The sequence below is a fragment of the Corynebacterium sp. HMSC073D01 genome (genome assembly GCF_001815555.1).
GTDB classification, from domain to species: Bacteria; Actinomycetota; Actinomycetes; order Mycobacteriales; family Mycobacteriaceae; genus Corynebacterium; species Corynebacterium glucuronolyticum.
The window spans coordinates 129,551-154,624 of record NZ_KV821013.1 but is presented as its reverse complement, the minus strand read 5'-3'; the positions used below and the strand labels follow the sequence as shown (position 1 = coordinate 154,624).

Below are 25,074 nucleotides of genomic sequence, written 5' to 3'. Positions count from 1 at the left end.
GCGAACGTTGCTTTTAGCGACGAGTGTTTCTTAAGCCCTCCAGCGGGGCTGTGATGTGCATTACTCGTGGGGCGAGTTTCCACACTGATGATCCATGTTGGTGATACATGGTCTTCTTTTTGTGGGCGTTGAGCGTGCTCAACCGTGAATGCCGTCGCTGCTCACTAGCTGCACTCCTATCCCCTTATCTGAACGCCCTTTGTCCCCCAGCCTCACGTGCCTTTCCTGCTCCAGCAACACGCACACTTTCATCATTTGCCCGAAGGGGCCTGGTCGTAACGAGTAAATCAAGCACGTAATAGTCAGCGAAGAAATCGAATCGAGCAAATCCACTCGGTACCGCTCTGGCTCATCGCTCCCGCATGCATGAGTTGCATGCACGAGGTGGCTGTTTTATCTGCTAACGGAATATTTCTCCGGCGAGGAGATCTTGTTAGGCAGGCCGCGAACGGCGGGCGAAGAACCAGGTACCGGCAGCAACCAGCACTAGCCCAATGAGAACGACGATTCCAACGAGCGCCCACGGGATACTACTGGATGACACATAATCGACGAAGAAGTTAGAGGCGCGTACGTAATCGGGATCGGCAAGGAAATGATACTGAGCAGCCTCAAGAGTCGCACGGGAGACATCAGTGGAGACGACGGCACCAGACATCGGATTACGAACAAGGACCAGATCTGCCCCCGTGTTGTTGAGTAACTCCTGCGCAATATCTCGTAAATCAGCAGTATGAGCGGGCGTTTGGTCAATGAAGGCGATTTTCATATCGCCGATCCCTTGCTCTTCAGCCTTCTGTGTGACAGCGATGAGCTGCTCTTCCATGCTTGGGTATTGATCCGCAAGTGAACCAATGTATACGCCATCAGCATCGAGCTCATGAACCAGTTCATTGATATCCACGTCCTCTGGAATCACTACCAGCTCTCTTTCCGTCTTGTTCACATGCTGTCGATTACTTGTAGCGCTGCCGGTCAACGTCAGCAAGACCACAGTACACAGACCTGCAGTCATTCCACCGCAGCGGATCCATCATGCATGGCGGTCTTTCGGGACAGCCTTTCAGGTGCCCCTGGTTGCCCTATTCTAGCGGGTCGCCAGCCGACATCGCATGCCGACATCGCAGACCGGCCTAGACATGTCGCTGATGTCGCTTATCACTGGTCTCCCGTGGGTCCACAGATCACCACATAGCTATTCTCCCGTTTATTCCTTCTCCTATTTCCTCCTTTATTCTTTCCTCCTTTATTCTTTCCCCCGCTGTCCCTTTAATACTTTAAGGTCTTATTCTCTCAGGCCACTTTCTATTAGTCCTCCCTTTAGTCCACTGTCTTTTTGGTATTGGTGGCTCCATCTTCTGGTGTGCTTCGGGATGGGATAAATATGAGCGGCTTTGCGGGCTAGCTTTTCAGCTAACTTTATGGGCCGGCAATCGGTTACCGCGCCCGTGCGGTTGCAGTACCCGCTGCTGGGCCGTCTCATTCCCCGCAACATTGAACGCTGTGGGGGTGTGATCACCAGCAATTCTGAGAGCGGAGGCTTCAAAACGTGGGAAATCCACCCCACACGGGGCTAGACAAAGGGGGAAATCCGTGAATTTAGCCACGTTTAGCCCCACATCCAGAACCAGAACGCCCGTACTGTTATTATTGTTTGTAGTGAGCCAGTTCGACTACTGCGGTGTCTCGCCGAACAGCCTGCCGGTGGAGTAGCCCAGAACCGAGACCGGATGCAGCCTTCAATGGCCCAAACCGCCGGTTTACTGGCCTCATGTGAAAATAGTGCACTGGTGAAGATCGACATAAGGAGTCTGTTAAACGCTTATGGCTACCTCAAAGAACTCGTTTGGGGCAAAAACGCAGCTAACCGTAGGTGACAAAACCTACGATTACTTCGCGCTTTCCGCTGTCCCGGGGATGGAGAAACTCCCGTATTCGCTTAAGGTTCTTGGTGAGAACCTGCTGCGCAATGAAGACGGCAAGAACACCACCGAAGAACACATCAAGGCAATCGCCAATTGGGACCCCAAGGCTGAACCTTCCACGGAGATTCAGTTCACCCCGGCCCGCGTTCTTATGCAGGACTTCACGGGTGTCCCCTGTGTAGTGGATCTTGCCACGATGCGCGAGGCTGTGAAGGATCTGGGTGGCAATCCGGATCAGGTTAACCCGCTCAACCCGGCAGAAATGGTCATCGACCACTCCGTTATCGTGGAGGCATTCGGTGACCAGAACGCCCTCGCCGAGAACGTAAAGATTGAGTACGAGCGCAACGAGGAGCGCTACCAGTTCCTGCGCTGGGGCTCCAAGAGCTTCTCTAACTTCCGCGTTGTTCCTCCGGGAACGGGCATCGTTCACCAGGTGAACATCGAGTACCTGTCACGCCTCGTTTTCGACAACGAGGGACTCGCGTACCCAGATACGTGTATCGGTACGGACTCCCACACCACGATGGAAAACGGCCTGGGCATCCTCGGCTGGGGAGTCGGCGGAATCGAGGCCGAGGCCGCAATGCTTGGCCAGCCCGTTTCGATGCTTATCCCGCGGGTCGTCGGCTTCAAGCTGACGGGCGAGATCCCCGCAGGTGTGACCGCAACGGATGTCGTGCTCACCGTCACGGACATGCTGCGTCAGCACGGAGTCGTGCAGAAGTTCGTTGAATTCTACGGCAGTGGCGTGAAGCAGGTTCCGCTTGCTAACCGTGCCACGATCGGCAACATGAGCCCTGAGTACGGCTCCACGTGTGCGATCTTCCCCATCGACGAGGTTACGATCGACTACCTGCGGCTGACCGGACGCTCCGATGAGCAGTGCGCTCTCGTGGAGGAATACGCAAAGGCCCAGGGCATGTGGCTCGATGACGATACGGAAGAAGCCGAGTACTCCGAGTACCTCGAGCTCGACCTTTCTACCGTTGTCCCGTCCATCGCTGGCCCGAAGCGACCGCAGGATCGTATCTTGCTGAGCGAGGCCAAGGAGCAGTTCCGCAAGGACCTCGCCAACTACACCGAGGATGAGGTGTGCATGGACGATTCCAAGCCCGCCAAGCGGATGGCCGACGAGGGTGGCAACATCGAGGACAACGTCCAGGTCACGGATCTGAACAAGTCTGGTGAGGGACACGGCGAAACCCTCGCTGTGGGTGCGAAGGGCCGCCCGTCGAACCCGATCACCGTCACCTCCCAGAACGGCGGCGAGTACACCCTCGACCACGGTATGGTCGCCATCGCTTCCATCACCTCCTGCACGAACACGTCCAACCCGTCCGTGATGATCGGCGCTGGCCTCGTTGCACGTAAGGCCGTGGAGAAGGGGCTCACCTCTAAGCCGTGGGTTAAGACCATCTGTGCTCCCGGCTCCCAGGTCGTCGACGGCTACTACCAGCGTGCGGACCTGTGGAAGGACCTTGAAGCGCTCGGTTTCTACCTGTCTGGCTTCGGTTGCACCACCTGCATCGGCAACTCCGGCCCGCTGCCTCTTGAGGTTTCGCAGGCCATCAACGAGAACGATCTCGCTGCTACCGCAGTTCTTTCCGGTAACCGCAACTTCGAGGGTCGCATCTCCCCCGATGTGAAGATGAACTACCTTGCTTCCCCGATGCTCGTCATCGCGTACGCCATCGCGGGCACGATGGACTTTGACTTCGAGTCCCAGCCCCTGGGCCAGGACAAGGAAGGCAACGACGTCTACCTCAAGGACATCTGGCCGACGACGGAGGAAATCGAATCCACCATCCAGTCCGCTATCTCCCGCGAAATGTACGAGGCTGACTACGCCGACGTATTCAAGGGTGACGAGCAGTGGCAGAACCTCGATACCCCGGAAGGCGACACCTTCGCATGGGACGAGGACTCCACCTACGTGCGCAAGGCACCGTACTTCGACGGTATGCCGAAGGATCCGGAGCCTGTTCAGGATATCTCCGGCGCTCGTGTCCTGGTGAAGCTCGGCGATTCGGTCACCACCGACCACATCTCCCCCGCCTCGGCCATCAAGCCCGGCACTCCGGCCGCCCAGTACCTCGATTCCAAGGGCGTTGCGCGTAAAGACTACAACTCCTTCGGCTCCCGTCGCGGTAACCACGAGGTCATGGTCCGTGGTACGTTCGCAAACATCCGCCTTCGCAACCAGCTTGTCGACGTTGCTGGTGGCTACACCCGCGACTTCACCCAGGAGGGTGGCCCGCAGGCATTCATCTACGATGCGTCTGTCAACTACAAGAAGGCCGGCACCCCGCTCGTTGTCCTCGGTGGCAAGGAATACGGTTCCGGTTCCTCCCGTGACTGGGCCGCTAAGGGCACTAACCTCCTCGGTGTAAAGGCCGTTATCGTTGAGTCCTTCGAGCGCATCCACCGCTCGAACCTCATCGGTATGGGTGTCATCCCGCTGCAGTTCCCAGCTGGTGAGTCCCACGAGTCCCTCGGCCTCGACGGAACGGAAACGTTCGACATCACCGGTGTCACGGCCTTTAACGACGGCGAGATTCCTTCCACCGTCCACGTGACTGCAACGAAGGAGTCCGGTGAGAAGGTCGAATTCGACGCTGTTGTCCGCATCGATACACCCGGTGAGGCCGATTACTTCCGACATGGTGGCATCCTGCAGTACGTCCTGCGTTCCATGGCTAAGGGCGAGCAGTAATCTCTGCAGCTAGTCCGGAGTGTGTGATACCAGCTCACGGCTGACATCCGCACGCTTCTATACAGCAGGAAAGGGGGAGACGGAAAGCCCCGTCTCCCCCTTTCCTGTTCATTTTCTCTCCATCCACTCCCCACAAACCGACGCACGTGGAGCATTTTGTATTCTTTCGTTTTGATCAGTGCCGAATCGTGCGACTGCCACATCTGAGACTTTCAGGTCCCCCACGGATGTCGCTCGCTCCCAGCACCGGATTATCCCGACAACTTGCTGATCAACGCGTCAAGCGGCGGGTGTTGCGCCACGCCAAACTGACACTTCACTAAGTTAATCAATACTGTTACCCGAATTAGAAGGTGGTTTTACACATCGTGCCACGCGTTTCCGAAGAAGATCTGCATAATCGCCGAGCAGAAATACTCGACGGAGCACGCCGTTGTTTTGGCCAATATGGCTACGAAGGAGCCACCGTTCGCCGTTTGGAAGGGGCAACGGGAAAGTCCCGCGGTGCAATCTTCCACCATTTCGACGATAAGGAGGGGCTTTTCTTCGCCCTCGCCCGAGAGGATGCACAGCGACAGGCCGACGTCATTTCCTCCGCCGGATTAGTACAAGTCATGCATGAGATTCTCGACCACCCCGAACGACACGATTGGCTTGCTACTCGGTTGGAAGTCGTTCGCCTTGTCCGCACGGATCCCGGGTTCCGGGAGCGTTGGCAGGACCAACAGGAAATCGTCGATTCGGCTCTGCGTCAACGTCTCGCATCCACCCCCTCAGAGTCTCATCGGGATGCGCATGGTGTAGAGGTCCATCGCGCATTCCTTGAGACGATCCTGGACGGGCTTATCTCGCGACTGTCGATGGGAGAAGATCCGGATCTCCTCCGGGACGTTCTGGGGCTGGCTGAGCGTGCTGTGCGTGAGAACTAGTTCACCCCACAGCAAAGCCGAAATGAGGGACAAGTAGGATATCCTGCATGTCTTCATTCCTTTTAGTGTCGCCGCGCACCGGTGACGGTGTTGTCGCGCAGGAGTATAAGGATTTCCTCCAGGCCACAGGGCTGAGCCGCGACGAACTCACCCAGGTGCAACTGGATAGCACAGAGGATGTCCTTCCACCCCTCGACGGTTACGACGGCGTCATCGTCGGTGGCAGCCCCTTCAATATCACCGACAAGCTGCATACCCCCAAACAGATTCACATTATGGGGCAGCTCCGTACACTCATTGATTGCGAGCTCCCTTCAATCTTTATCTGTTTCGGTGCTGGTTTCGTCGCGTCCGAACTTGGTGGAAGCGTCGGGCGCACCCACCCCGAGGAATCGGGGGGTACAGTCGTCCACCTGACAGAAGATGGGAAGAGGGATCCCCTGCTTTCCTCTTTCCCTGATACGTTCCAGGCACTGACGGGGCACACCGAGAACATCACTTTGCTCGACTCGTCGTGTGTTCTCCTCGCCGAGGGGCCAACCTGCCCCGTGCAGATTTTCCGGTACGGGGAACACACGTGGGCAGCCCAATTCCACGCCGAGATGGATCCTGCATCCATGCAGATTCGAATGAACTTCTACATGGATTACGGGTACTTCCACAAGGAGGACTACGACGCAATCGTGGCCACCCTTCCCACGGTGGATACCACGTACTCAAATGGGCTGTTAGCCTCGTTTGTCCGTTACTGTCAGTAGCTTGCCGTTCCTTCATGCACCCACTCGAATCGTTTCTCCCAAGGGTGGCGGGTGGTGCTCTTTGACATTCGGCACAAACACACCGACAATCAATAGATTATCTACCCTCACGCGGAAAGTGACTTAACTATGACTGAACAGGCGGAAAGCCAGCTTAAGAGGGGGTTGAAAGCCCGGCACCTCAATATGATCGCTATCGGTGGCGCAATCGGTACCGGCCTTTTCGTCGCCTCGGGCACGACTATTTCTCAGGCTGGTCCTGGTGGCGCGCTCGTGGCGTATGCACTGATCGGCATTATGGTGTACCTCATCATGCAGTCCCTTGGTGAGATGGCTGCCTACCTCCCGGTAGCCGGTTCGTTTCAGGAGTATGCACGCCGGTTCGTCTCCCCCAGCTTCGGCTTCGCCATGGGGTGGAACTACTGGTTCAACTGGGCGATCACCGTTGCTGCAGAGCTTGTCGCTGCCGCACTTGTGATGAAGTACTGGTTCCCGGAGGTGCCATCGATTATTTGGTCGGTAGTCTTCCTAGCTGCGATATTCCTTATCAATGCGCTTTCCTCACGGGCCTACGGTGAAAGTGAATTCTGGTTCGCACTTATCAAGGTCGTCACCGTGTTAGTGTTCCTGGCCTTGGGAACCTTCATGATCATCCGAATTTTCTTCAGCGCGGAGTCTGCGCTAGAAAATTGGACCACAGGCGAGGCTCCCTTTGTTAACGGCGGCTTCGGTATCCTCATGGTGTTCATCGCCGCAGGTTATTCCTTCCAGGGGACAGAGCTCGTGGGTGTGGCTGCGGGGGAGGCGGAGAATCCTGAGGAAACAATCCCGAAGGCAATCCGCACGATCTTTTGGCGCATCATGATCTTCTATATTGGAGCCATCGCAGTCATCGGCTTCCTCATTCCGTACACAGATCCGAACCTGCTCAACGCTTCGGAATCGAACATCGCGATCTCCCCGTTCACGCTTGTTTTTGACCGCGTTGGCGTTGCCTTCGCCGCTGCTCTCATGAACGCTGTGATCCTAACGTCGGTACTTTCCGCCGGTAACTCAGGGCTGTTCGCTTCCACGCGCATGCTGTACGCTTTGGCCACCGAGGGGCAGGCTCCACAATTCTTTGCCAAGCTGACATCCCACGGAGTGCCCCTTCGCGCACTGTGTGCAACGACGGTTGTCGGTATGACCGGTTTTATTACCTCCATTGTTGGAGACGGCACAGCCTACACCTTCCTGCTCACCCTCTCCGCTCTCGCGGGCTTTATCACGTGGATCGGCATCTCCTGGTCGCACTATAAATTCCGTTTGGCTCTCCGTGCTCAGAACGTTCCGCTGGAATCTCTCCCCTACAAGAGTCCCTTCTTCCCGCTCGGTGCAATCGTGGCGCTCGTGCTGTGCTTCGGTGTCGTCATCGGGCAGGCGATCGGTCCTGTCGCTGCAGGAGAGGACTTCCTGGCAATACTCACCCCCTACCTCGGAATTCCTGTGTTCCTTGCTCTGTGGGGCATCCACAAGCTCGTCACTGGTCTTCCAGCTGTGAAGCCGACTGAGGCTGATCTTGAACGGAACAAGAACTGGTAGGTTATCTCCGCTTTTCGACGTCTCCATCCACCGTCGCAGAAGGGGCCCCGTTACCTGTTGTAACGAGGCCCCTTCCGTGTGTCTACCCCTAGCGAGACGATGCGAAGCGAGACCAAAAGAAAATGGATCTGCTCGCCACCTCCTCTAGAACCAGCCGATCTGTCCAACTATGAAGGCGATGAGCCAAATGATGAGAGCGAGGACGGCTACGAATGCGAGGACAACAAGGACTCCCACCACAATGAAGTACCTCTTCGCACTCATCTTGGCCTGGTTTCCATCGGCGATCGCATTTTCCAAAAGCGCCACATTGCGCCGATTTGCCTTAAACAAAAAGTCGAACGCGTCACCGACAAGGGGGATGCTTCCGATGAGTGAGTCCAGCCCCATGTTGACAATCATCCTGAGCAGAACCAGTAATGGGACCCGGTACCGGAGGCCGTCGATAAGCGTCGAACCAGTTGCAACCATGGTGAGAATATCGCCGGCGCCGGGGACGAGCCCCACGAGTGGATCAAGTCCGACGCGACGGTTCGTGCCCGGGATGGTGATGAGATCGTCGAGAAGCCAGGCGAGTGTACGTGAGGTTCCGCCGTGGCGCTGCCGTGCTCGCGTGACGGGCTCATCCTTTTGAACGGGTAGGTCATCAAATTCCTTCACGGTGGCCAATGTAAAGCACACGGGCGCGAGAAGCTAATCGGAGCGAATTGGGTCCGCCCTGTGCACGCCTTTCCTACCCTCGTTTGTTGTGCGCACGTCCTACCCTCGTTTGTTGTGCACGCCTTTACTACCCTCGTATGGTGTGCGCACGAACAGGATGGTCGCTTGAGCGAAGAATCCCCCAATGCATAATTCTCACGTCAGGGGGTTATACTCATTTTTCATGATCGCGATTATCACCGTGACGGGCCCAGATCATACTGGCATCGTCTCCGCCGTAACCACGGCACTTGCAGAAAAGAATGTGAATATTTTGAACATCAGCCAGACGATCATGGATGGCTACTTCACCATGATTTTGCATGGGGAATGTGACGACGGTACTAACATCGCTGACCTTAAAGAACACATGTCCGGAGTGGGAGATAGCCAAAAGGTCGTGATCCGCGTCCAGTCCGAGGCCATCTTCACCGCTATGCACCGTGTATAGGGGACCTGTTATGAATACACCGCTACATGCCTCTCCCCTAGTAACCAATTCCTCGGACATCCTCGAGACGATCAACATGGTTGAGCGGATGCGACTCGATATCCGTACTGTCACCATGGGCATTAACCTCCTTGGCTGCATTCGCACGACGATGCAGGAGACCGCCGACGCGGTCTACGAGCACATCGTCAGCACCGCCCACGACCTGGTTCCCGTGTGTGAGGGAATTGAGGACGAGCTCGGCATTCCGATTGTCAACAAGCGCATTTCTGTCACCCCAGTCGGCATCCTCGCGACCGCCGTTGACGGTGATCCCGTTCTCATCGCAGAGGCGCTGGATAAGGCTGCTGCTGAAGTCGGAGTCGACTTCATCGGCGGCTACACCGCACTGTGCGACAAGGGGTTGACAGCAGGCGAAAAGCGCCTCATAGAATCCATGCCACGAGCACTGTCACAAACAAATATCGTGTGTGGCTCAGTCAACGTCGGTTCATCCCGCGCCGGTATCAACATTGATGTTGTGAAGCTGCTTGGCACCGTGATCAAGGATGCCGCCGAAGCCACGAAGGATGCCTCTGCTATCGCCTGCGCGAAGCTCGTTGTTTTTGCCAATGCAGTCAGCGACAACCCGTTCATGGCAGGAGCTTTCCACGGCGTGGAAGAAGCCGATGTGGTGATCAATGTCGGGGTGTCCGGCCCCGGTGTCGTCGATCGTGCCATCGGCACGCTGGAGGGTGCCACACTCGATCAGGTGGCGGCGGAAATTAAGCGCGCTGCCTTTAAGATCACCCGTGCTGGCCAGCTCGTCGGCACGATGGCTTCGGAGCGACTTGGCGTGCCGTTTGGCATCGTCGACCTCTCGCTTGCGCCTACGGCTGAACAGGGCGACTCCGTCGCCCACATCCTTGAGCACATGGGCCTGGAACAGGTCGGTACCCACGGCACGACGGCAGCATTGGCGCTGCTTAACGATGCCGTAAAGAAGGGTGGTCTCATGGCCTGCTCGCGCATTGGTGGTCTCTCGGGGTCATTCATCCCTGTGTCTGAAGATAAGGGCATGATCGATGCCGTCCGGGCAGGTACTCTCCGGATCGAGAAACTCGAGGCTATGACGTGCATTTGCTCTGTCGGGCTCGACATGATCGCGATTCCGGGCGACACGACGGCCTCCACGATTTCCGCGATGATTGCCGATGAGGCAGCCATCGGCGTGATGAACCATAAAACAACCGCAGTCCGCGTTATCCCCGTTCCAGGTGCCACCGTGGGCGACGACGTGGACTTCGGCGGTCTCCTGGGCTACGCACCGGTCATCGAGGTGGGCCAGAAATCGGCAGAAGCCTTCGTCTCCCGTGGCGGGTTCATCCCCGCGCCTGTCCACGGGTTCCGCAATTAGTTTGTAGAGCCCTTATATAGCGCGGCGACGGCCACAAAGAAAAAGGCTGCAACCGAATTTTTTCGTTCGGCTGCAGCCTTTTTATAAACAACGCACTTCCTCATCGCTTCATCTTTCGGAGCCACATAAGTTCCTGGACACGGCGGCAAAGAGCTAAGTCAGCTCGACGATTTCCATGTACTCATCGTTCCACAGATCCTCGGTGCCATCAGGCAGGATGATGACACGCTCAGGATCAAGCGCCCTCACAGCACCTGGGTCGTGCGTCACGAGGACGACGGCGCCCTTGTACGTGCGCAGCGCATCGAGCACCTGCTCGCGCGAGACAGGATCCAAGTTGTTCGTCGGCTCGTCGAGAAGCAAAACATTGGCACGGGAGGAAACAAGCGTGGCCAGCGCGAGACGGGTCTGCTCACCGCCCGAGAGAGTTCCCGCGCGTTGCTCCAGCTGGTCGCCAGAGAACATGAAGGCACCGAGCAGACTGCGCAGCTGCTGCTCGTCGGCATCGGGACAGGCGGCTATCGTGTTTTCCCACACCGTCGCATTTTGATCGATGGTGTCGTGTTCCTGGGCAAAGTAGCCAATCTTCAGGCCATGACCGCGGACGATACCGCCTTCGCCGTCGGTGCGCTCAACACCGGCGAGAAGTTTCAGCAGCGTCGTTTTACCTGCGCCGTTGAAGCCGAGGATCACCACACGGGAGCCCTTATCCACGGCGAGATCCACGCCCGCAAACACCTCAAGCGAGCCGTACATCTTGGTCAAGCCTGTGGCATTAAGCGGGGTTTTGCCGCACGGAGCCGGATCCGGGAAGGAAATATGGGCGACTTTGTCGTGCTGACGTACCTCATCGGTCCGGGCAACCATCTTTTCTGCGCGCGCCCGCATCTGCTTGGCTGCGGCGGCCTTCGTCGCCTTCGCGCCCAATTTATCCGCCTGCTTGAGCAGCGCAGCAGCTTTCTTTTCCGCGTTGGCGCGCTCCCGCCTGCGGCGCGCTTCGTCCGTTGCCCGGGCATCAACGTACTTGTCCCACCCCATGTTGTACACGTCTGCCTCAGCACGCACAGCGTCGAGGAACCAGATCTTGTTGCACACGGCTTTGAGAAGCTCCACGTCGTGGGAAATCATGAGGAGTCCGCCCTCGTGCTTGCGGAGAAATTCACGTAGCCAGGAAATTGAGTCACTATCCAGGTGGTTGGTCGGCTCGTCGAGAAGCAGAGTCATCGTCGACTTCCCGGAACCAGCCGTGGATCCGAAGAGGATCTGCGCCAGCTCCACGCGTCGGCGCTGACCACCGGACAGCGTCTTCAGGGGCTGGTCGAGTACACGGGCCGGAAGCCCCAAGGAGTCGCAGATCCGTGCAGCTTCTGCTGCTGCTTCGTAACCGCCGAGGGAGTGGTAGCGTTCCTCCAACCGGGAATACTTCTTAATGGCATTGGCCTGCTTGTTGGGGTCCATGGTTGTCTCCATGATCTCCTGCTGGCGCTCCATTGAGGTCTTAATCTCCCCCAGGCCACGGGCGGAAAGGACGCGGTCACGTGCCGTCTGCTCAATATTTCCTTCGCGGGAATCCTGTGGCAGGTAGCCGATATCTCCGGAACGCATGACAGAACCCCGCCAGGGTTCCGTCTCTCCGGAGAGAATACGCATGGTGGTGGTCTTTCCCGCACCGTTGCGGCCCACCAGCCCGATTCTGTCGCCGGGCTGCACACGAAGATGCTGCCCCGGAGCCGTCAGAAGTGTCCGGGCACCGACACGTACCTCTAAATCCTGCGTAACAATCACGGCGATACAGTGTACAACACCGCCAAAGCAACCCCTAGCCACGACGGCAGGTGCCTGAGGGCGAAGGCGCCATCGCTACGCAATATCGATACTGCACCTAAACAGCGCACTCTGTCGCCTCGTTGATGTTTCCCGACGGGCGCATGGACCTGGGAGGGGCGAAACAGATGGCGGACCATTTGGATGCACTGTGGATTGTGACATCGGATTGTGGCATCGACATCTGACTTCAGTGCGCACACCCCGCACCGAAGACCACCGTGCATAGGAACTCGCTGCCCAGAAGCGTTGTCCCTGGAGTATCTCCACTTCGGCGTGCAGAGGCATGTGTAGAAGCAGTATTTTGCCACGTCCCCGCATGTGGCACCTACAATCAAGCCATGAAACTCGCCGTTATCGGACTAGGCCCCGCTGGTCTCGCCATCGCACACCGCGCGTCGGTACGCGGGTGGCAGGTGGCCGGGTGGGATCCGCAACCACCACCGACGCATGTCCTCAGCGTTTTTGCCGATGAGCTCCCCCACTGGGCGGCATCCCTGCCAGAGCAATCCGTTTCTTCACCTGTCGTCTACACACACGACAGGCAGCGGATCTGTCTCAACCGCGACTATCTCGTCCTTGACAATCCCCGTGTATGGAAGGCGCTTACGACTTTTCCCGTTCACCGCGAAGCCGTCGATGCCGATAGCGTCACCGCCGAGGACTTAGGAGCAGACATTGTCATCGACGCACGCGGTACGCGGGACCTCTTTTCCAGCGGAACGCCAGTCCAGGTTGCGACTGATAGTTACCAGCGGGGTCATCACGAGACAGTGTTCATGGACTTCCGCACAGATGAACCGGATCATTTTCTCTACACGGTGCCGCTGGCAAACGGCGATTACCTCCAGCAGGACACCATCCTTGCCACGCGAACTCCCAGTAAAGGGCGCAGGGGCAACAACTGTAGCAGTAGCGGTAACAATGACGGCGCTTGCAGCAACGGCCACACTGGCACCAACGTGTTCATTCCTCTGGCCCCTCGAGCGTACACAGGGCCGCATGTCCCCTATGGCTCCCGCGCTGGTTTTATCAATCCGTTTACTGGCTACTCCATCGCCACGTCGTTTCGCTTTACGGATCCCACCCTCGACGCACTGGAGGCTCGCAGCCACCATCAGCAACGTTCCGAGACACGCATTCTAGACCGCTTTGCCAGACTGGGGAAAACCACTGCTTGTTCCGTGCGAGGTGACCAGGAAGCTGTTTCTCCGTCTCCCCTATTTCCCTGGCAGACAAGGAGATTCCGCGCAGATGAAGCATTGTCTCAGCGCTGTCTCACCTGTCTTCTCGCGCTTCCGTTGGAAACCCGCCGAAACGTGATTGAATCTGTGTTCACGCTCTCCCCAGATCTGGCCCGAAACTTCCTCATTTTGGGACATCCAAGCGCTACCCTTAAGGGGATGGCTCGCATCTGGATTGGTTTACGCGATAGCACTGACAAAGCGAAGCTTGTACGCGCTTTTGCCACCAGTTAGGCCACAGAACAAGAGGCAGGCTTTTTATGCTGCCGCAGCACGCACTCACTGGACACGAAAGGATACCCATGACCTCGGTTAACCTCACAAAGAAAGAGGCACAACACCGCAGTGACATGCTCGACGTCGAGCACTACACCATTCACCTCGACCTCACCACCGGCGAGGAAACCTTCAGCTCCATCACCACAGCCCGCTTCAAGGTGAAAAAGTCCGGCGACACGTTCATTGACTTGCGTGCAAAAAACGTCACCGAGGTGCTCCTCGACGGTGAGGACATCACCGCCAAAGCACTGACTCTCAACGATGCCGGCTACGACGAGGAGCACGGCATTGTCCTAACCGGTCTGACTGAAGGCGAGCACACCCTGCAGATCACCGCTGATGCTGTGTACTCCCACTCCGGTCAGGGACTTCACCGCTTTGTCGACCCCGCCGATAACCGCGTGTACATGTATACACAGTTCGAGGCCGCCGACGCCAAGCGCATGTTTGCCTGCTTCGACCAGCCGGATCTAAAGGCAACATACGATCTGACCGTCGTCACCCCTGATGACTTCGTCATTGTCACCAACGCACCTGTTGAGACACACGTGAGGGACGGCAAGGCCACCCACACCTCAACTATTGATTACCGCCTGTCCACCTACCTTGTCGCCCTCATCGCTGGCCCGTACTTCGAGGTCAAGGATTCCTGGACGGGACCCCTGACCAAGCATCCCGAGACACCCGAAGGCCAATACGGCCCGCACGTCGGCCAGGCAGACGAACTGACCATTCCACTATCCATTTACTGCCGGCAGTCGATCGCCGAGGCACTGGATGCCGACGTTCTCTTCGATCAGACGAAGCAGGGATTCGACTTCTACCATCAGGTCTTCGGTGTCATGTACCCGTTCCACAAATATGATCAGGTGTTCTGCCCTGAATACAACATGGGCGCGATGGAAAACGCCGGCTGCGTGACCTTCCGCGATGAGTACGTTTTCACATCCAAGCCGACGGAGTACCGCTACGAGCGCCGCTGCGACACTATTTTGCACGAAATGGCCCACATGTGGTTCGGCGACTTGGTCACCATGCAGTGGTGGGATGACCTGTGGCTCAACGAGTCCTTTGCCACCTGGTCTGCCGCCACCGCGATGGTCGCCAACACCAAGTACAAGACGGCGTGGGTTACCTACTGCTCGGTAGAGAAGGCTTGGGCCTACGCTCAGGACACTCTTCCCACTACTCACCCAATTTCCACCGATGCCTCCGATATTGAGGCCGTGGAGCAGAACTTCGACGGCATTACCTACGCCAAGGGCATGAGCGTGCTGAAGCAGCTGGCGGCATACGTTGGCCAGGATGCCTTCCTCGCCGGCGTCCGCCTGCACTTCGCCCGCCATGCATTCGGCAACGCCACCTTCGATGACCTTCTCCAGTCGCTGTCGGAATCTTCTGGCCGCGACCTGTCTGACTGGGCTCACCAGTGGCTGAAGACCACCGGTGTTAACGCGCTGCGCCCGGCCTTTACCGTAGAGGACGGAAAGTACACGTCCTTCGCCGTTGAGCAGGATGGGGCCCAGCCGGGTAACGGTGAGTTCCGCACGCACCGTATCGGTGTGGGTCTGTATTCGCTTATCGACGGGAAGGTCACCCGCACCGACCGGGTTGAGGTAGACATCGACTCGGCATCGAAGGAAGTCAGCGAGTTCATCGGTAAGGATGCAGCCGACCTCGTCTTGGTCAACGATGACGATCTGACCTACGCCATCATGGAGCTCGACCCGGCATCCCTCTCCTTTGTCCAGGAACACATTGGGGACATCGAGGACCCGATGGCCCGCGCACTGTGCTGGTCTGCGGCCTGGCAGATGGTCCGCAACACAAAGATGCGTGGCCGCGACTTCGTCGAGCTTGTTCGCCGTGGCGCCCCGGTAGAGAAGGAAACCGCCGTCCTCGGCCAAATCCTGGCGCAGGCGACGACGGCCGTCACCCGCTACTCCGACCCCGAGTGGGTCGAAGCAGAGGGCAACGCCCTCCTGGCAACGACCCTGCTCGAAGGAGCAAAGGTTACCCGCGACTTCCGCCAGGTCGCCTTCGTCAACCAGCTCCTCTCTGTCACCCCCACCGAGGAGGCGAAGGAATTCTTCCGCTCAATCCTCGAGGGAACGCCCTCCATCGACGGTGTTGAGGTCGATGCTGAACTCAAGTGGAAGGCCCTTACTGCCCTCATCGCCGCCGGCGACATCAACGCCCCAGAGGAAAAGATCCGGGCGATGCGAGAAGAGGACAAGCTTGCCTCCGGGCAGAACTCTGCGTGGCGCGCCGGGGCTGCTATCCCCACGAAGGACGTGAAGACCGCTGTGTGGAAGGAGCTGACCGATACGTCACGCTCCATGAGCAACCTGGAGCGCAGGCACAAGCTGGAGGGCCTCACCTTTGCAGGATCTGCTCCGCTCCTCGAACCGTTTGCCAAGGACTACTTCGCACTGGCTCCACGCATGTGGAAGAACTTCAGCTCGGAGACCGCGCTGCAAATGGTCGAAGGCCTCTTCCCCTACTACGCCACGTCACAGGAGACAGTCGACACGGCACAGGTTGTCCTCGATTCCGAGCACCCTGCAGCACTCCACCGCGTTATCGCCGAAGGCCAGGATCGGCTCCAGCGCGCGCTGCGCAACCGCGAAGCTGATAAATAGCAGCGCTGAAAACGAGAGTTCCTGCTGGCCCAGTCATGTTGCCAGCGATGGTCGTCCCAGCGCTATTTGTTGGTTCCGGCGGGCATAGCAGGAACATCGTGGATTCTTAACCTAAGCGCACGCCGTTTTCGCACGGGTTAAAAGCGACAACGTTCCTTGCTTTCGGCCACTGCACGAATCCGGTCATCAAAGGCGTACTCAGATAGTCTGGGTACGCCTTTTCCGTAATTTTTCCTCCTTCGTCTACCTCCCTGCCGTTTACTTTCACTCTCCCTTTCCATCGACTTCCCTTTCCCCCGCCCAGGATCCGCACCTGGCTCGTCCGAAGACACCCCAACTTCTCGGCAGCATAAAAAGACCTTCGTGCAGAGATTCTCCTCTGTGCACGCCTTGGTAGCGGTGAACTTCCATGCGCTTCGTCTCCGGCTACCAGTATTCTATTGCGGACACTTTAGTCACTGCTTCAAGCGGCCAAAAAGTGGCTGCTGTCTGTGGCACGCGCCCCTCGCCACTAGTGATCGGTGCTTCTTCACTTCTTAGAGTCCGCACGAGGCGCGAACAGCAGCAGCTTTCGAGGTGCTAATGAGCCCTGAAACTGTTGAAGAAACGGAGACCACAGGGCGTCGACAAGCTACTTTCAAGCATACAAAGTGGACTAGAAAGGGATGTGAGATCCCATGCGTACCCGCCCGGGCCCCGCCCGGGTGTCCGCTACCAGCTCAGATTTACCAGCTCCGATCTGCTAGCCAGATTGTGACATCTCAAAATGTGAAGCCTCAACAAATACACGCTAGTAGAAACTGGCTACTGCACAGACGTAAGTAAAGCGAAAAACCGAACCAGATTCTCAACCTTCACTAATCACCTTTTCTAACCGTGCAGCGGGCGAAAACTACACGTTGGAAAATGATCCCTCCAGCAAGAGTCTACGAGTGGATCGGGAAATCATGGAACCGAATCATTTCCTGCTTTTCAAAGTCCCATGCCTCAACACGGACACGGTCAGGATAGGTTTTGACGCGGAGCCCCGTTGTCTGCGGTAGTGCGGGATCGACCTCCTCATCATAGTCACCATCCGGAAGATTTGCGTTTTTTACGGCGCCAGTATTTACAACCGGGAAACCGTGCTTGTCCGCTCCACGGTAGACACCCCACCAATCCCCTGCAGTCAGTGAAGCATGCGTATGGCTAGTGAACATAACAATGTTGTCGTGCCCTTGGAGGACTTTATTCAGCTTGCCCAATTCCGCGAAATCATTTCCGTACCAAGGCGAATGCGTGCTCGTCACCGTGTATGGAAGGACGAGGTGACTGAAGAGAAAGACCGTCTTTCCTTTCCCTTCCCAATAATCGAGACGCTGCTTGAGCCAATTTAGCTGCGCATCGGACAGCACCACATAGGGCTCTTTTCCGTCGCGGGCGACATCATCGTAAAACTCGGTCGAGATCATGAGCAGCGGTTGACCATCGACAACTTCTTCACGCCATACGTGATCCTGCTTGGTCATATCCAAGTAACGGTGGAGGAACGTATCCGATCCGTCCGTGCCAAGCATCTCATGGTTACCGATCGTAAAGTATTCCCTGCCTGAAGCATGCGGATGCGCAGCTCTATCAGCAGCAAAGTTGGCATAGTTTTCCGCGTAGCCCATATCGACATAGTCCCCATTGACTACCATCGCGCCAGCAGGGTCTGGCTGCCGGTTGAGGAAGTCAATCACATCGCCGTACTTCTTCTCGTTATGCGTGTCGGAGATAATATCGACGACTGCGGTAGGCGTACCCGGATCCGCAGGTAGTGGTGTGGTGACGGTGACGTTATCGATCGCCCAGAACCAATCGTCCTGCGCATTCCCGTAAACGAACGTCGCGCTAACAGATTGTGCACCGCTGGGAGCAGTAAACCCGACTTGTTCGTGGGTGGAGAAGGAATCCTTCGTAAACTCCCGAACCGTCTTGGATTCGCCCGTATCAAACGTCAGAACTACCTTTGCTGTGTTGTCGCTCGATCCCTGACGGTAATGCGAATCGAACTCAAGCTGGTAGGCCACACCAGGAGTGACAGGGACTGATGGGGAGGTCAGTTCCGTCGTCATCTGTTCCCCCGCTTTCAAACGGTGGTGCTTACTCTCAGCTATTGCCACCTTTCCGTCACCGCGCGTGAAGTAGTGACGCTTGTCTGTGCCCACGGCCCACGTCCAGTCACGGATCGTGGCGAAGTTCCACCCTTCCCAGCGTTTTTCCCCGGAGTGAAGAACATTGGTATGGACAGTCCAACCCGTGCGATCTTCGAAGTCTTCCATCCAAGTGCCGCCGGTAACAGGATCGGTGATTGGTGTCGATGCGTCGGGGTTTGCTGCGGCATCGGCAGAGCCAGCCGCACCCGACGAACCGTTGGATTGGCTGGGAGCAGATGAGGAGTTTTCCCAGGACAGTGAGCTCAAAAGCCCGTCCACCCGGCCCGAGGAGAGATTTTGTGCCGACACGGGAGATGCGAGCAGGCAGAGGGCTACGACAGCTGAAAGGAAGGATGTGCGCATGCGATTCTTTCTTTTCCGACAAAGCTATTGGATCAAAACGTTGATAGCCTAATCTGCCGAGGTGACCAGCCGGTTACAGGAAGAAAAACGCCGCATGGCATTGAGGTGAAACCAAAAGACCGCACTTCTTGGCACTGGGCTCATTTGGGATCCCCCCGCAGAAACCAATATGCACTCTCTGTCCGGCCACGGAGCACGCTTTTCACTGCCCGCTGGCCACGCGGGTAGCGCCGAACTCCTCCAGAAGCCGAAGACATGCTACTGCTGGATAATCCGGCCGCCAGGACAAACAGCGAGAACAAGCTGTCCTAGTGTTGTGGCCTGCTCAAAAACTCAACCCTTGCAGGACCTGCTCAAAAACTCGAACCTTGCAGGCCCTGCAGACCTTGCAGTATCTGCAGGTCTTTGTTGATACCATGTTGTCGAAGCACTAATGCGCGCCGTAGTCGGAGAGGTTCATCTGCAAAAGGTAAACCTCGTCACGAAGTGTCGCAGCCTCAGCGGTAGTAATTTCGCCGGCCTCACGAAGCTCCTGGATACATCCGAGCTCCAACCGAAGTGCCTCGACCTCGAGCAAATCCTGTTCTTCAGCCAAAGACATCACGCGAGAGCTTCCTTCTTCTCTACGGGCCTGAAGCTGGTCTGCAAGCAGAAGGAAACGTTGGTTCTCAGCAATGAGATAGTGAATGGCGTTTTGCGCCGCGTCCGTCTTCGGGTCGAGGTGAGACAAGTAAGCGAGGGAAAAGCGTGCCAGTTCCTGGCGGGCTGCACGAATATCCGTCGGCACAGCCTGGCGCTTCTCCACACCTCGCTTGCCAAAACGATCCCTGAAGCCACGAGCAAGCCTAAGGAGAACCCTCTTACGCCGTCCATGGCGCTTTTGACGCTCCTTGAGAGCCCGGAGCATGCGCTCATTTGCCTGCTTCATGGGAGTGTAAATGGCCTCAGTAAGCTCACCCTCCGCAAAGAGATTATCGAGATAATCAAGTTGTTGCACGAGGAGATCTGCACGCTGCTCGCCGACAGCTTCCTCAAGTTCCTCACCCATCGTCAACTCGGCGATCTCCCGGTTATAACGCGCTATGAGGAAGGAGACGGCGTGAGGATGCTTGGGACCAAGTTCTTCGCTTATCGCGGAAATGAGGCGTTCCTTCACCTTCACCCGAACCTCAGTGTCCCGCTCGTTATCTCCTGTCCCTTCGGCGGGAGCAAGGACTGGGAGAACAAAGTTCGCGAGCAGCAGCGTGCAAAGAATGATTCCGGATGCCAGAAAGAGTAGTTCATCCCTGATGTGCAATCCATCGATGCCGACAAGTGAGTGTGGAAGCGTCAACGCGATGGACAACGTGACTGCTCCCTTGGGACCGCCCAACGTTGTGGCTAGCGAGGCGACAATGAGGTCTGTCAGCGAGGCAGGCACGGAGCCAGGGGTTCGGCGCCGGGCGTTAAGGTCAAGGACCACGATCCACACGAATCGCAGCAGCGTAATCATTGCCGTGAGTACGAACACTGCCGTAAGCAGCGACAACGGCTTCGTGGTCGCCTCCCACGAGTGGGTGAAAATGCTTGGTAGGCGTGACCCCAGAAACACGAACACGATGCCGTTGAGGACAAACGACATGACCTCCCACACTCCTTGGGAGACGAGGGATACACGAGCCGCGTAGACCGTACTCCGCGTGGGAATGAGGGCGATAAAGAGGCCAGCAGCCACAACTGCAAGGATTCCGCTGAAGCCAAGCTTCTCCGCCAGCAAGTTGATAAACAGCGGAGTAAGGATCTCGAAGGTGACGTGGAACACCGTGGATTCCATACCAATTCCGCGTACCGCCCTTTGGATGAGAACCACCACGATGCCCATGGCGATGCCGAAGAGCAGTCCTCCACCGAAGGAAACTGCAAAGGTGGTGGCCGCATCTTTGATGGAAAAGATGCCTGTCACGGCGAGGCCGACTGCGAACTGGAAACTCACGATACCAGAAGCATCGTTAATGAGGGATTCTCCAGAAAGGAGAGCCTGCTGACGACCACTGAGTTTCGTTGATTTCGACAACGCAGATACAGCCACACCATCCGTCGGGCCGAGCGCGGCTCCGAGCGCGAGACCTGCTGCTAAGGGGATCGTCGGGACAATCCATTGGAGGGTGAAGCCGACGACGAAAACGCTAGCTACGACGAGTCCGATGGCGAGGGAGAGAATGGCTCCCGCGTTTTTCATGAGCGCCCGCTTAACCACGTGCTGCGACTCGTCGTAAAGCAATGGACCGATGAAAAGGACGAGGAAGAGCTCGGAATCAAAGGTCAACTTAAAGGGTTCCCCAATGATGAGCGCGCCGACAATGCCCATGGCAATCTGTACAAGAGGCAGGGATAACCGCGTCATTACCTGATCAAGAACTGACGAGACCAGAATGATTGTGAACAGGGCGAGGATCAGTTCGAGAGCTTGCATGAATTCCGCCTTACGTTCGGCACGTGTACCTAGTCTAGAGTACTACTCCCGATTACAGCTGCCCAGCAGCCACGCATGGTTTTTCTGTCTCTTTCCGGGGCCAGGAGACCTGCACTCCTGCCTCCGGCCCCCAAAACTACTCGTCTTTTCCCATAGCTGCGTGGATTATGCTGCCACAGCGACTGCGTGCAGGCGGCATGCCGCAGCCACCCACCAAACATGCTGCAGCATTTGTTTTGGATCTCGCAGCACAGCCGTCGGGTCTGTGCACCATGATTGACAGCGGCTACAGCGATCAACAGGAAGTGGATGCACGGTGGTGCCGCAGATCAGAAGCACGATGAGCCGCAGATCATGGGTGCACACAGCATCCGCGCTCGCTGCATGTTCCGAGGAAACGAGCGCGGTTTGTAAGAGCGATCCCGAGGAGCGAGCCTGAAGCGTGGCTCCTAAGAACGATCCCTACTCGGCGGAATACACGCACATACCACCGATGTACGTTGCGTAATCCAAGTGCATACCTGGCCTGTACGCCAGATCAACCGCGTGAGACGTGTTGAGGATGTGAAGGTTAGCCGCGCAACCGACAGAGAGGGTGCCTACCGCTGGCCGCCCGGATGCATCCAGGCCACCAGCGACCTCGTTGCGGTGCAGAGCTTTCGCACCGCCGAGGGTTCCAGCAGCAAGGGCCTCATCAAACGAGAGGTAGCCCTGCAAAACGGCGGTGCCCACACACCAGTTCATAGAGCTGGTGTTGGATGTTCCCGGGTTGAGGTCTGAAGCGATAGCCAGGGTTACGCCGGCGTCGAGAAGCTTCCTCGCAGGGGCCAGTGGATGACGAGTGCAGATATCCGCACCAGGGAGAATCGTTGCTACGGTATCCGATCCGGCAAGCAGCTCCACATCCTGATCTGAGGGGAATGTCACATGGTCGACCGATGCAGCCCCTACCTCGACAGCGAGCGCGATGCCGGGGCCCTCACCGAGCTGATTACCGTGCACACGGGGCACGAGGCCCTTCTTCCTGCCGGCTTCAAGAATCTTTTTGCACTCCTCGTAAGTGAAGGCTCCCTCCTCACAAAAGACGTCAATCCAGCCCACGTGAGGGGCGACAGCTTCCAGCATCTCCCCTGCTACCAATTCGACATAGTCTGACTGGTCCATTTCGGGAGGGCACACATGCGCACCGAGGAAGGTCACCTCGTCGCAGAGTTCTGCGCCAATTTCTGCCGCCAAGACCTCCGTCGGAATCGTCAGCCCATAGCCGGTCTTCGTCTCGACGGTGGTCGTACCTCCAGCATGACAGGCGGCCAGCCGCCCACACACCAACTTGCGGAGACGCTCCTCGGACGCTTGTCGGGTAGCCTCCATCGTCGTGCGGATGCCACCGGCTTCGTAGGATTGACCAGCCATCCGCGCTTCAAACTCGGCTGACCTGTCGCCATCGAAGACCATGTGCGTATGCGAGTCCACCCAGCCAGGAATCACCGCCCGTCCTCCGAGGTCAATGACTTCGGCGGCCTCCGGTGCCTCCGCAGCCTCACCGACCCACGTGATCTGCCCGTTTTCTGCTGCAAGAGCGGCATTCTCGAGGGTTCCGTTGGACACGGTGCGGAGTTCGGAGATTCCGGTAAATAGTACTGAGTTGGCTGCCACGAGTGGCTCCTTCCGGCTAGGATGGGCAAACGAATGTTTCAGAGGTAGCAGTGCTTACTGCTCCTCACGGCTGTGGAATTCCATGGGGATCCGCACGCCCCGTTCCTCTGCGACCTCATGTGCGCGATTGTACCCTGCATCAAAGTGCCGGATGACACCCATCGCAGGATCATTCGTCAGCACTCGCTCCAGCCTCTTAGCTGCCAGGTCTGTACCGTCTGCGACGGTTACCTGTCCTGCGTGCAGGGAGCGGCCGATGCCGACACCACCACCGTGGTGGAAGGACACCCACGTCGCGCCGGAGGCAGTGTTCACAAGCGCGTTGAGGATTGGCCAATCAGCGATCGCATCGGAACCATCAATCATGCCTTCTGTCTCGCGGTACGGGCTGGCGACGGAGCCGGAATCGAGATGGTCACGTCCGATGACAATCGGGGCGCTGATCTTACCCTCCTTAACTAGCTCGTTAAACTTCAACCCGGCCTTGTGGCGCTCACCGTAGCTCAACCAACAGATACGTGCGGGAAGACCCTCGAACTCTACGTACTCTTCTGCTGCATCGAGCCAGCGGATGAGATGCTCGTTCTCGGGGAAGAGTTCGCGCAGAGCATCGTCGGTTACCTTGATGTCGTTGGGGTCGCCAGATAGCGCAGCCCACCGGAAGGGTCCGTTACCTTCGCAGAACAGCGGGCGGATATAAGCCGGAACGAAGCCTGGGAACTCGAAGGCCCTGTTGTATCCCGCCTTACGAGCTTCGTCGCGGATCGAGTTGCCGTAGTCAAATACCTCGGCACCCTCATCCTGGAACTCCACCATTGCCTGTACCTGAGCGGCCATCGACTCGCGTGCCTTCTTCGTGAACGTCTGCGGGTCGTCTGCTGCCTCGGTGTGCCACCTATCGAAGGGGATTTCCTGCGGAAGGTAGCTGAGGGGATCGTGTGCTGAAGTTTGGTCAGTCACGATATCGATGTGGATTTCGCCCGTCCGGTGACGTTTGAGCATCTCGGGGAACAGCTCGGAGGCGTTGATTTCCAAACCGATCGACAGCGCTCGCTTTTCTTCCTTGGCCTGATTTGCCTGTGCCACCGCGTCATCGATGCTGTCAGCGATGGTATCGAGGTACCGCTTGGACATGCGACGCTCGAGCCTACCGCGGTCAACATCTGCGATGATGACCACGCCACCGTTCAGTGTGACGGCAAGAGGCTGGGCACCACCCATGCCACCGCACCCACCGGTGAGGGAGATAGTTCCTGCTAGGGTGCCATTGAAACGCTTTCGCGCAATGGCCGCGAACGTCTCGAAGGTTCCCTGCAGAATGCCCTGCGTAGCGATGTAAATCCAGGAACCTGCAGTCATCTGGCCGTACATGATGAGGCCCTCATCCTCGAGGCGACGGAATTCCTCCCATGTGGCCCAGTCGCCGACCAGGTTGGAGTTGGCGATGAGCACGCGCGGAGCCCACTCGTTCGTTTTCAACACGCCAACGGGTTTCCCGGACTGGACGAGGAGGGTCTCGTCATCTTCGAGTTCCTTGAGCGTTTCGACGATCATGTCAAATGCTTCCCACGATCGAGCAGCGCGCCCCGTACCACCGTAGATAACGAGTTCATCCGGTTTTTCAGCGACTTCTGGATCGAGGTTATTCATAAGCATCCGCAAAGGAGCTTCTGTTTGCCAGCTCTTGGCGTTGAGCTTCGTGCCGCGGGGGGCGTGAACTTCGCGAGGACCATGACCGGGGGTTGACAGGTTCGGATTCAAGGCGCAACCTTTCCTACATTCGTTGGGATTCCGATCCCAGCGGGAGCGCCGAGATAGAACCCAACATCACAAATGAACTATATCTGTATTTCTCCACCCACTTTAGGTAGCGTTGGCCAATTTCGGAGTAGTTTACGAACGATGGAATGTCTTTAGTATCAGACAAAAGAGTGTGCTCTCCGCGCTAAATAGCAGCACACCCTACTGTTTCGCCCCACACG

15 protein-coding genes are annotated in these 25,074 nt (G+C 57.3%); 8 read left to right on the top strand and 7 right to left on the bottom strand.

All coding sequences use genetic code 11. From position 1 onward, the window contains the following. Positions 1–433 precede the first annotated feature (433 nt). Positions 434–919 carry an Rv1476 family membrane protein gene (locus HMPREF3044_RS00885; protein WP_232621843.1) on the bottom strand — a complete coding sequence of 162 codons (486 nt, stop codon included), beginning with the start codon at positions 917–919 and terminating at the stop codon, positions 434–436. A gap of 905 nt (positions 920–1,824) precedes the next feature. Between HMPREF3044_RS00885 and can the strand changes: the two genes are divergently transcribed. The 4 genes from can (at position 1,825) to HMPREF3044_RS00865 (ending at position 7,909) form a co-directional block, all read left to right on the top strand. Beyond that, positions 1,825–4,641, top strand: coding sequence for an aconitate hydratase (can, locus tag HMPREF3044_RS00880; RefSeq protein WP_005393986.1), 2,817 nt, complete (start codon positions 1,825–1,827; stop codon positions 4,639–4,641). 368 nt (positions 4,642–5,009) lie between these two features. Continuing rightward, the gene (locus HMPREF3044_RS00875) at positions 5,010–5,570 is read left to right on the top strand and encodes a TetR/AcrR family transcriptional regulator (protein ID WP_081446516.1); all 561 of its coding nucleotides are present in this window, start codon (positions 5,010–5,012) and stop codon (positions 5,568–5,570) included. Positions 5,571–5,617: 47 nt separating this feature from the next. Beyond that, positions 5,618–6,328, top strand: a complete 711-nt coding sequence (locus HMPREF3044_RS00870) for a glutamine amidotransferase (RefSeq protein WP_005390026.1) — start codon at positions 5,618–5,620, stop codon at positions 6,326–6,328. A gap of 129 nt (positions 6,329–6,457) precedes the next feature. Continuing rightward, complete coding sequence (locus HMPREF3044_RS00865) at positions 6,458–7,909, top strand: amino acid permease (RefSeq protein ID WP_005390025.1); 1,452 nt, start codon at positions 6,458–6,460, stop codon at positions 7,907–7,909. A 144-nt stretch (positions 7,910–8,053) separates the two neighbouring features. On the opposite strand, the gene HMPREF3044_RS00860 is transcribed toward HMPREF3044_RS00865, so the two are convergent. Beyond that, the gene (locus HMPREF3044_RS00860) at positions 8,054–8,569 is read right to left on the bottom strand and encodes a DUF4112 domain-containing protein (RefSeq protein WP_141759612.1); all 516 of its coding nucleotides are present in this window, start codon (positions 8,567–8,569) and stop codon (positions 8,054–8,056) included. A gap of 223 nt (positions 8,570–8,792) precedes the next feature. On the opposite strand from HMPREF3044_RS00860, the gene HMPREF3044_RS00855 reads away from it, so the two are divergent. Beyond that, positions 8,793–9,059: an ACT domain-containing protein gene (locus HMPREF3044_RS00855; protein WP_005390022.1), complete on the top strand. Its 267-nt coding sequence runs from the start codon at positions 8,793–8,795 to the stop codon at positions 9,057–9,059. A gap of 10 nt (positions 9,060–9,069) precedes the next feature. Next, positions 9,070–10,455 carry a PFL family protein gene (locus HMPREF3044_RS00850; RefSeq protein WP_005390020.1) on the top strand — a complete coding sequence of 462 codons (1,386 nt, stop codon included), beginning with the start codon at positions 9,070–9,072 and terminating at the stop codon, positions 10,453–10,455. 153 nt (positions 10,456–10,608) lie between these two features. Here the strand turns inward: HMPREF3044_RS00850 and HMPREF3044_RS00845 are convergent, their stop codons facing one another. After that, the gene (locus tag HMPREF3044_RS00845) at positions 10,609–12,240 is read right to left on the bottom strand and encodes an ABC-F family ATP-binding cassette domain-containing protein (RefSeq protein WP_005390019.1); all 1,632 of its coding nucleotides are present in this window, start codon (positions 12,238–12,240) and stop codon (positions 10,609–10,611) included. A gap of 380 nt (positions 12,241–12,620) precedes the next feature. Between HMPREF3044_RS00845 and HMPREF3044_RS00840 the strand changes: the two genes are divergently transcribed. Both HMPREF3044_RS00840 and pepN read left to right on the top strand, forming a co-directional pair. Further along, positions 12,621–13,757 (top strand): lycopene cyclase family protein, encoded by a 1,137-nt coding sequence (locus HMPREF3044_RS00840; RefSeq protein WP_070738946.1) that lies wholly within the window; start codon positions 12,621–12,623, stop codon positions 13,755–13,757. A 68-nt stretch (positions 13,758–13,825) separates the two neighbouring features. After that, positions 13,826–16,444 carry an aminopeptidase N gene (gene pepN, locus HMPREF3044_RS00835; protein WP_070738945.1) on the top strand — a complete coding sequence of 873 codons (2,619 nt, stop codon included), beginning with the start codon at positions 13,826–13,828 and terminating at the stop codon, positions 16,442–16,444. A gap of 926 nt (positions 16,445–17,370) precedes the next feature. Here the strand turns inward: pepN and HMPREF3044_RS00830 are convergent. The 4 genes from HMPREF3044_RS00830 to hutU form a co-directional block, all read right to left on the bottom strand. Then, on the bottom strand, positions 17,371–18,984 hold the full coding sequence (locus HMPREF3044_RS00830; protein WP_070738944.1) for a metallophosphoesterase family protein: 1,614 nt from the start codon (positions 18,982–18,984) through the stop codon (positions 17,371–17,373). A 430-nt stretch (positions 18,985–19,414) separates the two neighbouring features. Next, the gene (locus HMPREF3044_RS00825; protein WP_070738943.1) at positions 19,415–21,436 is read right to left on the bottom strand and encodes a cation:proton antiporter; all 2,022 of its coding nucleotides are present in this window, start codon (positions 21,434–21,436) and stop codon (positions 19,415–19,417) included. A gap of 462 nt (positions 21,437–21,898) precedes the next feature. Beyond that, positions 21,899–23,092, bottom strand: coding sequence for an imidazolonepropionase (gene hutI / locus HMPREF3044_RS00820; RefSeq protein WP_070738942.1), 1,194 nt, complete (start codon positions 23,090–23,092; stop codon positions 21,899–21,901). Between the two features lie 54 nt (positions 23,093–23,146). Beyond that, positions 23,147–24,853: a urocanate hydratase gene (gene hutU, locus HMPREF3044_RS00815; protein ID WP_210400507.1), complete on the bottom strand. Its 1,707-nt coding sequence runs from the start codon at positions 24,851–24,853 to the stop codon at positions 23,147–23,149. Positions 24,854–25,074: the final 221 nt, after the last annotated feature.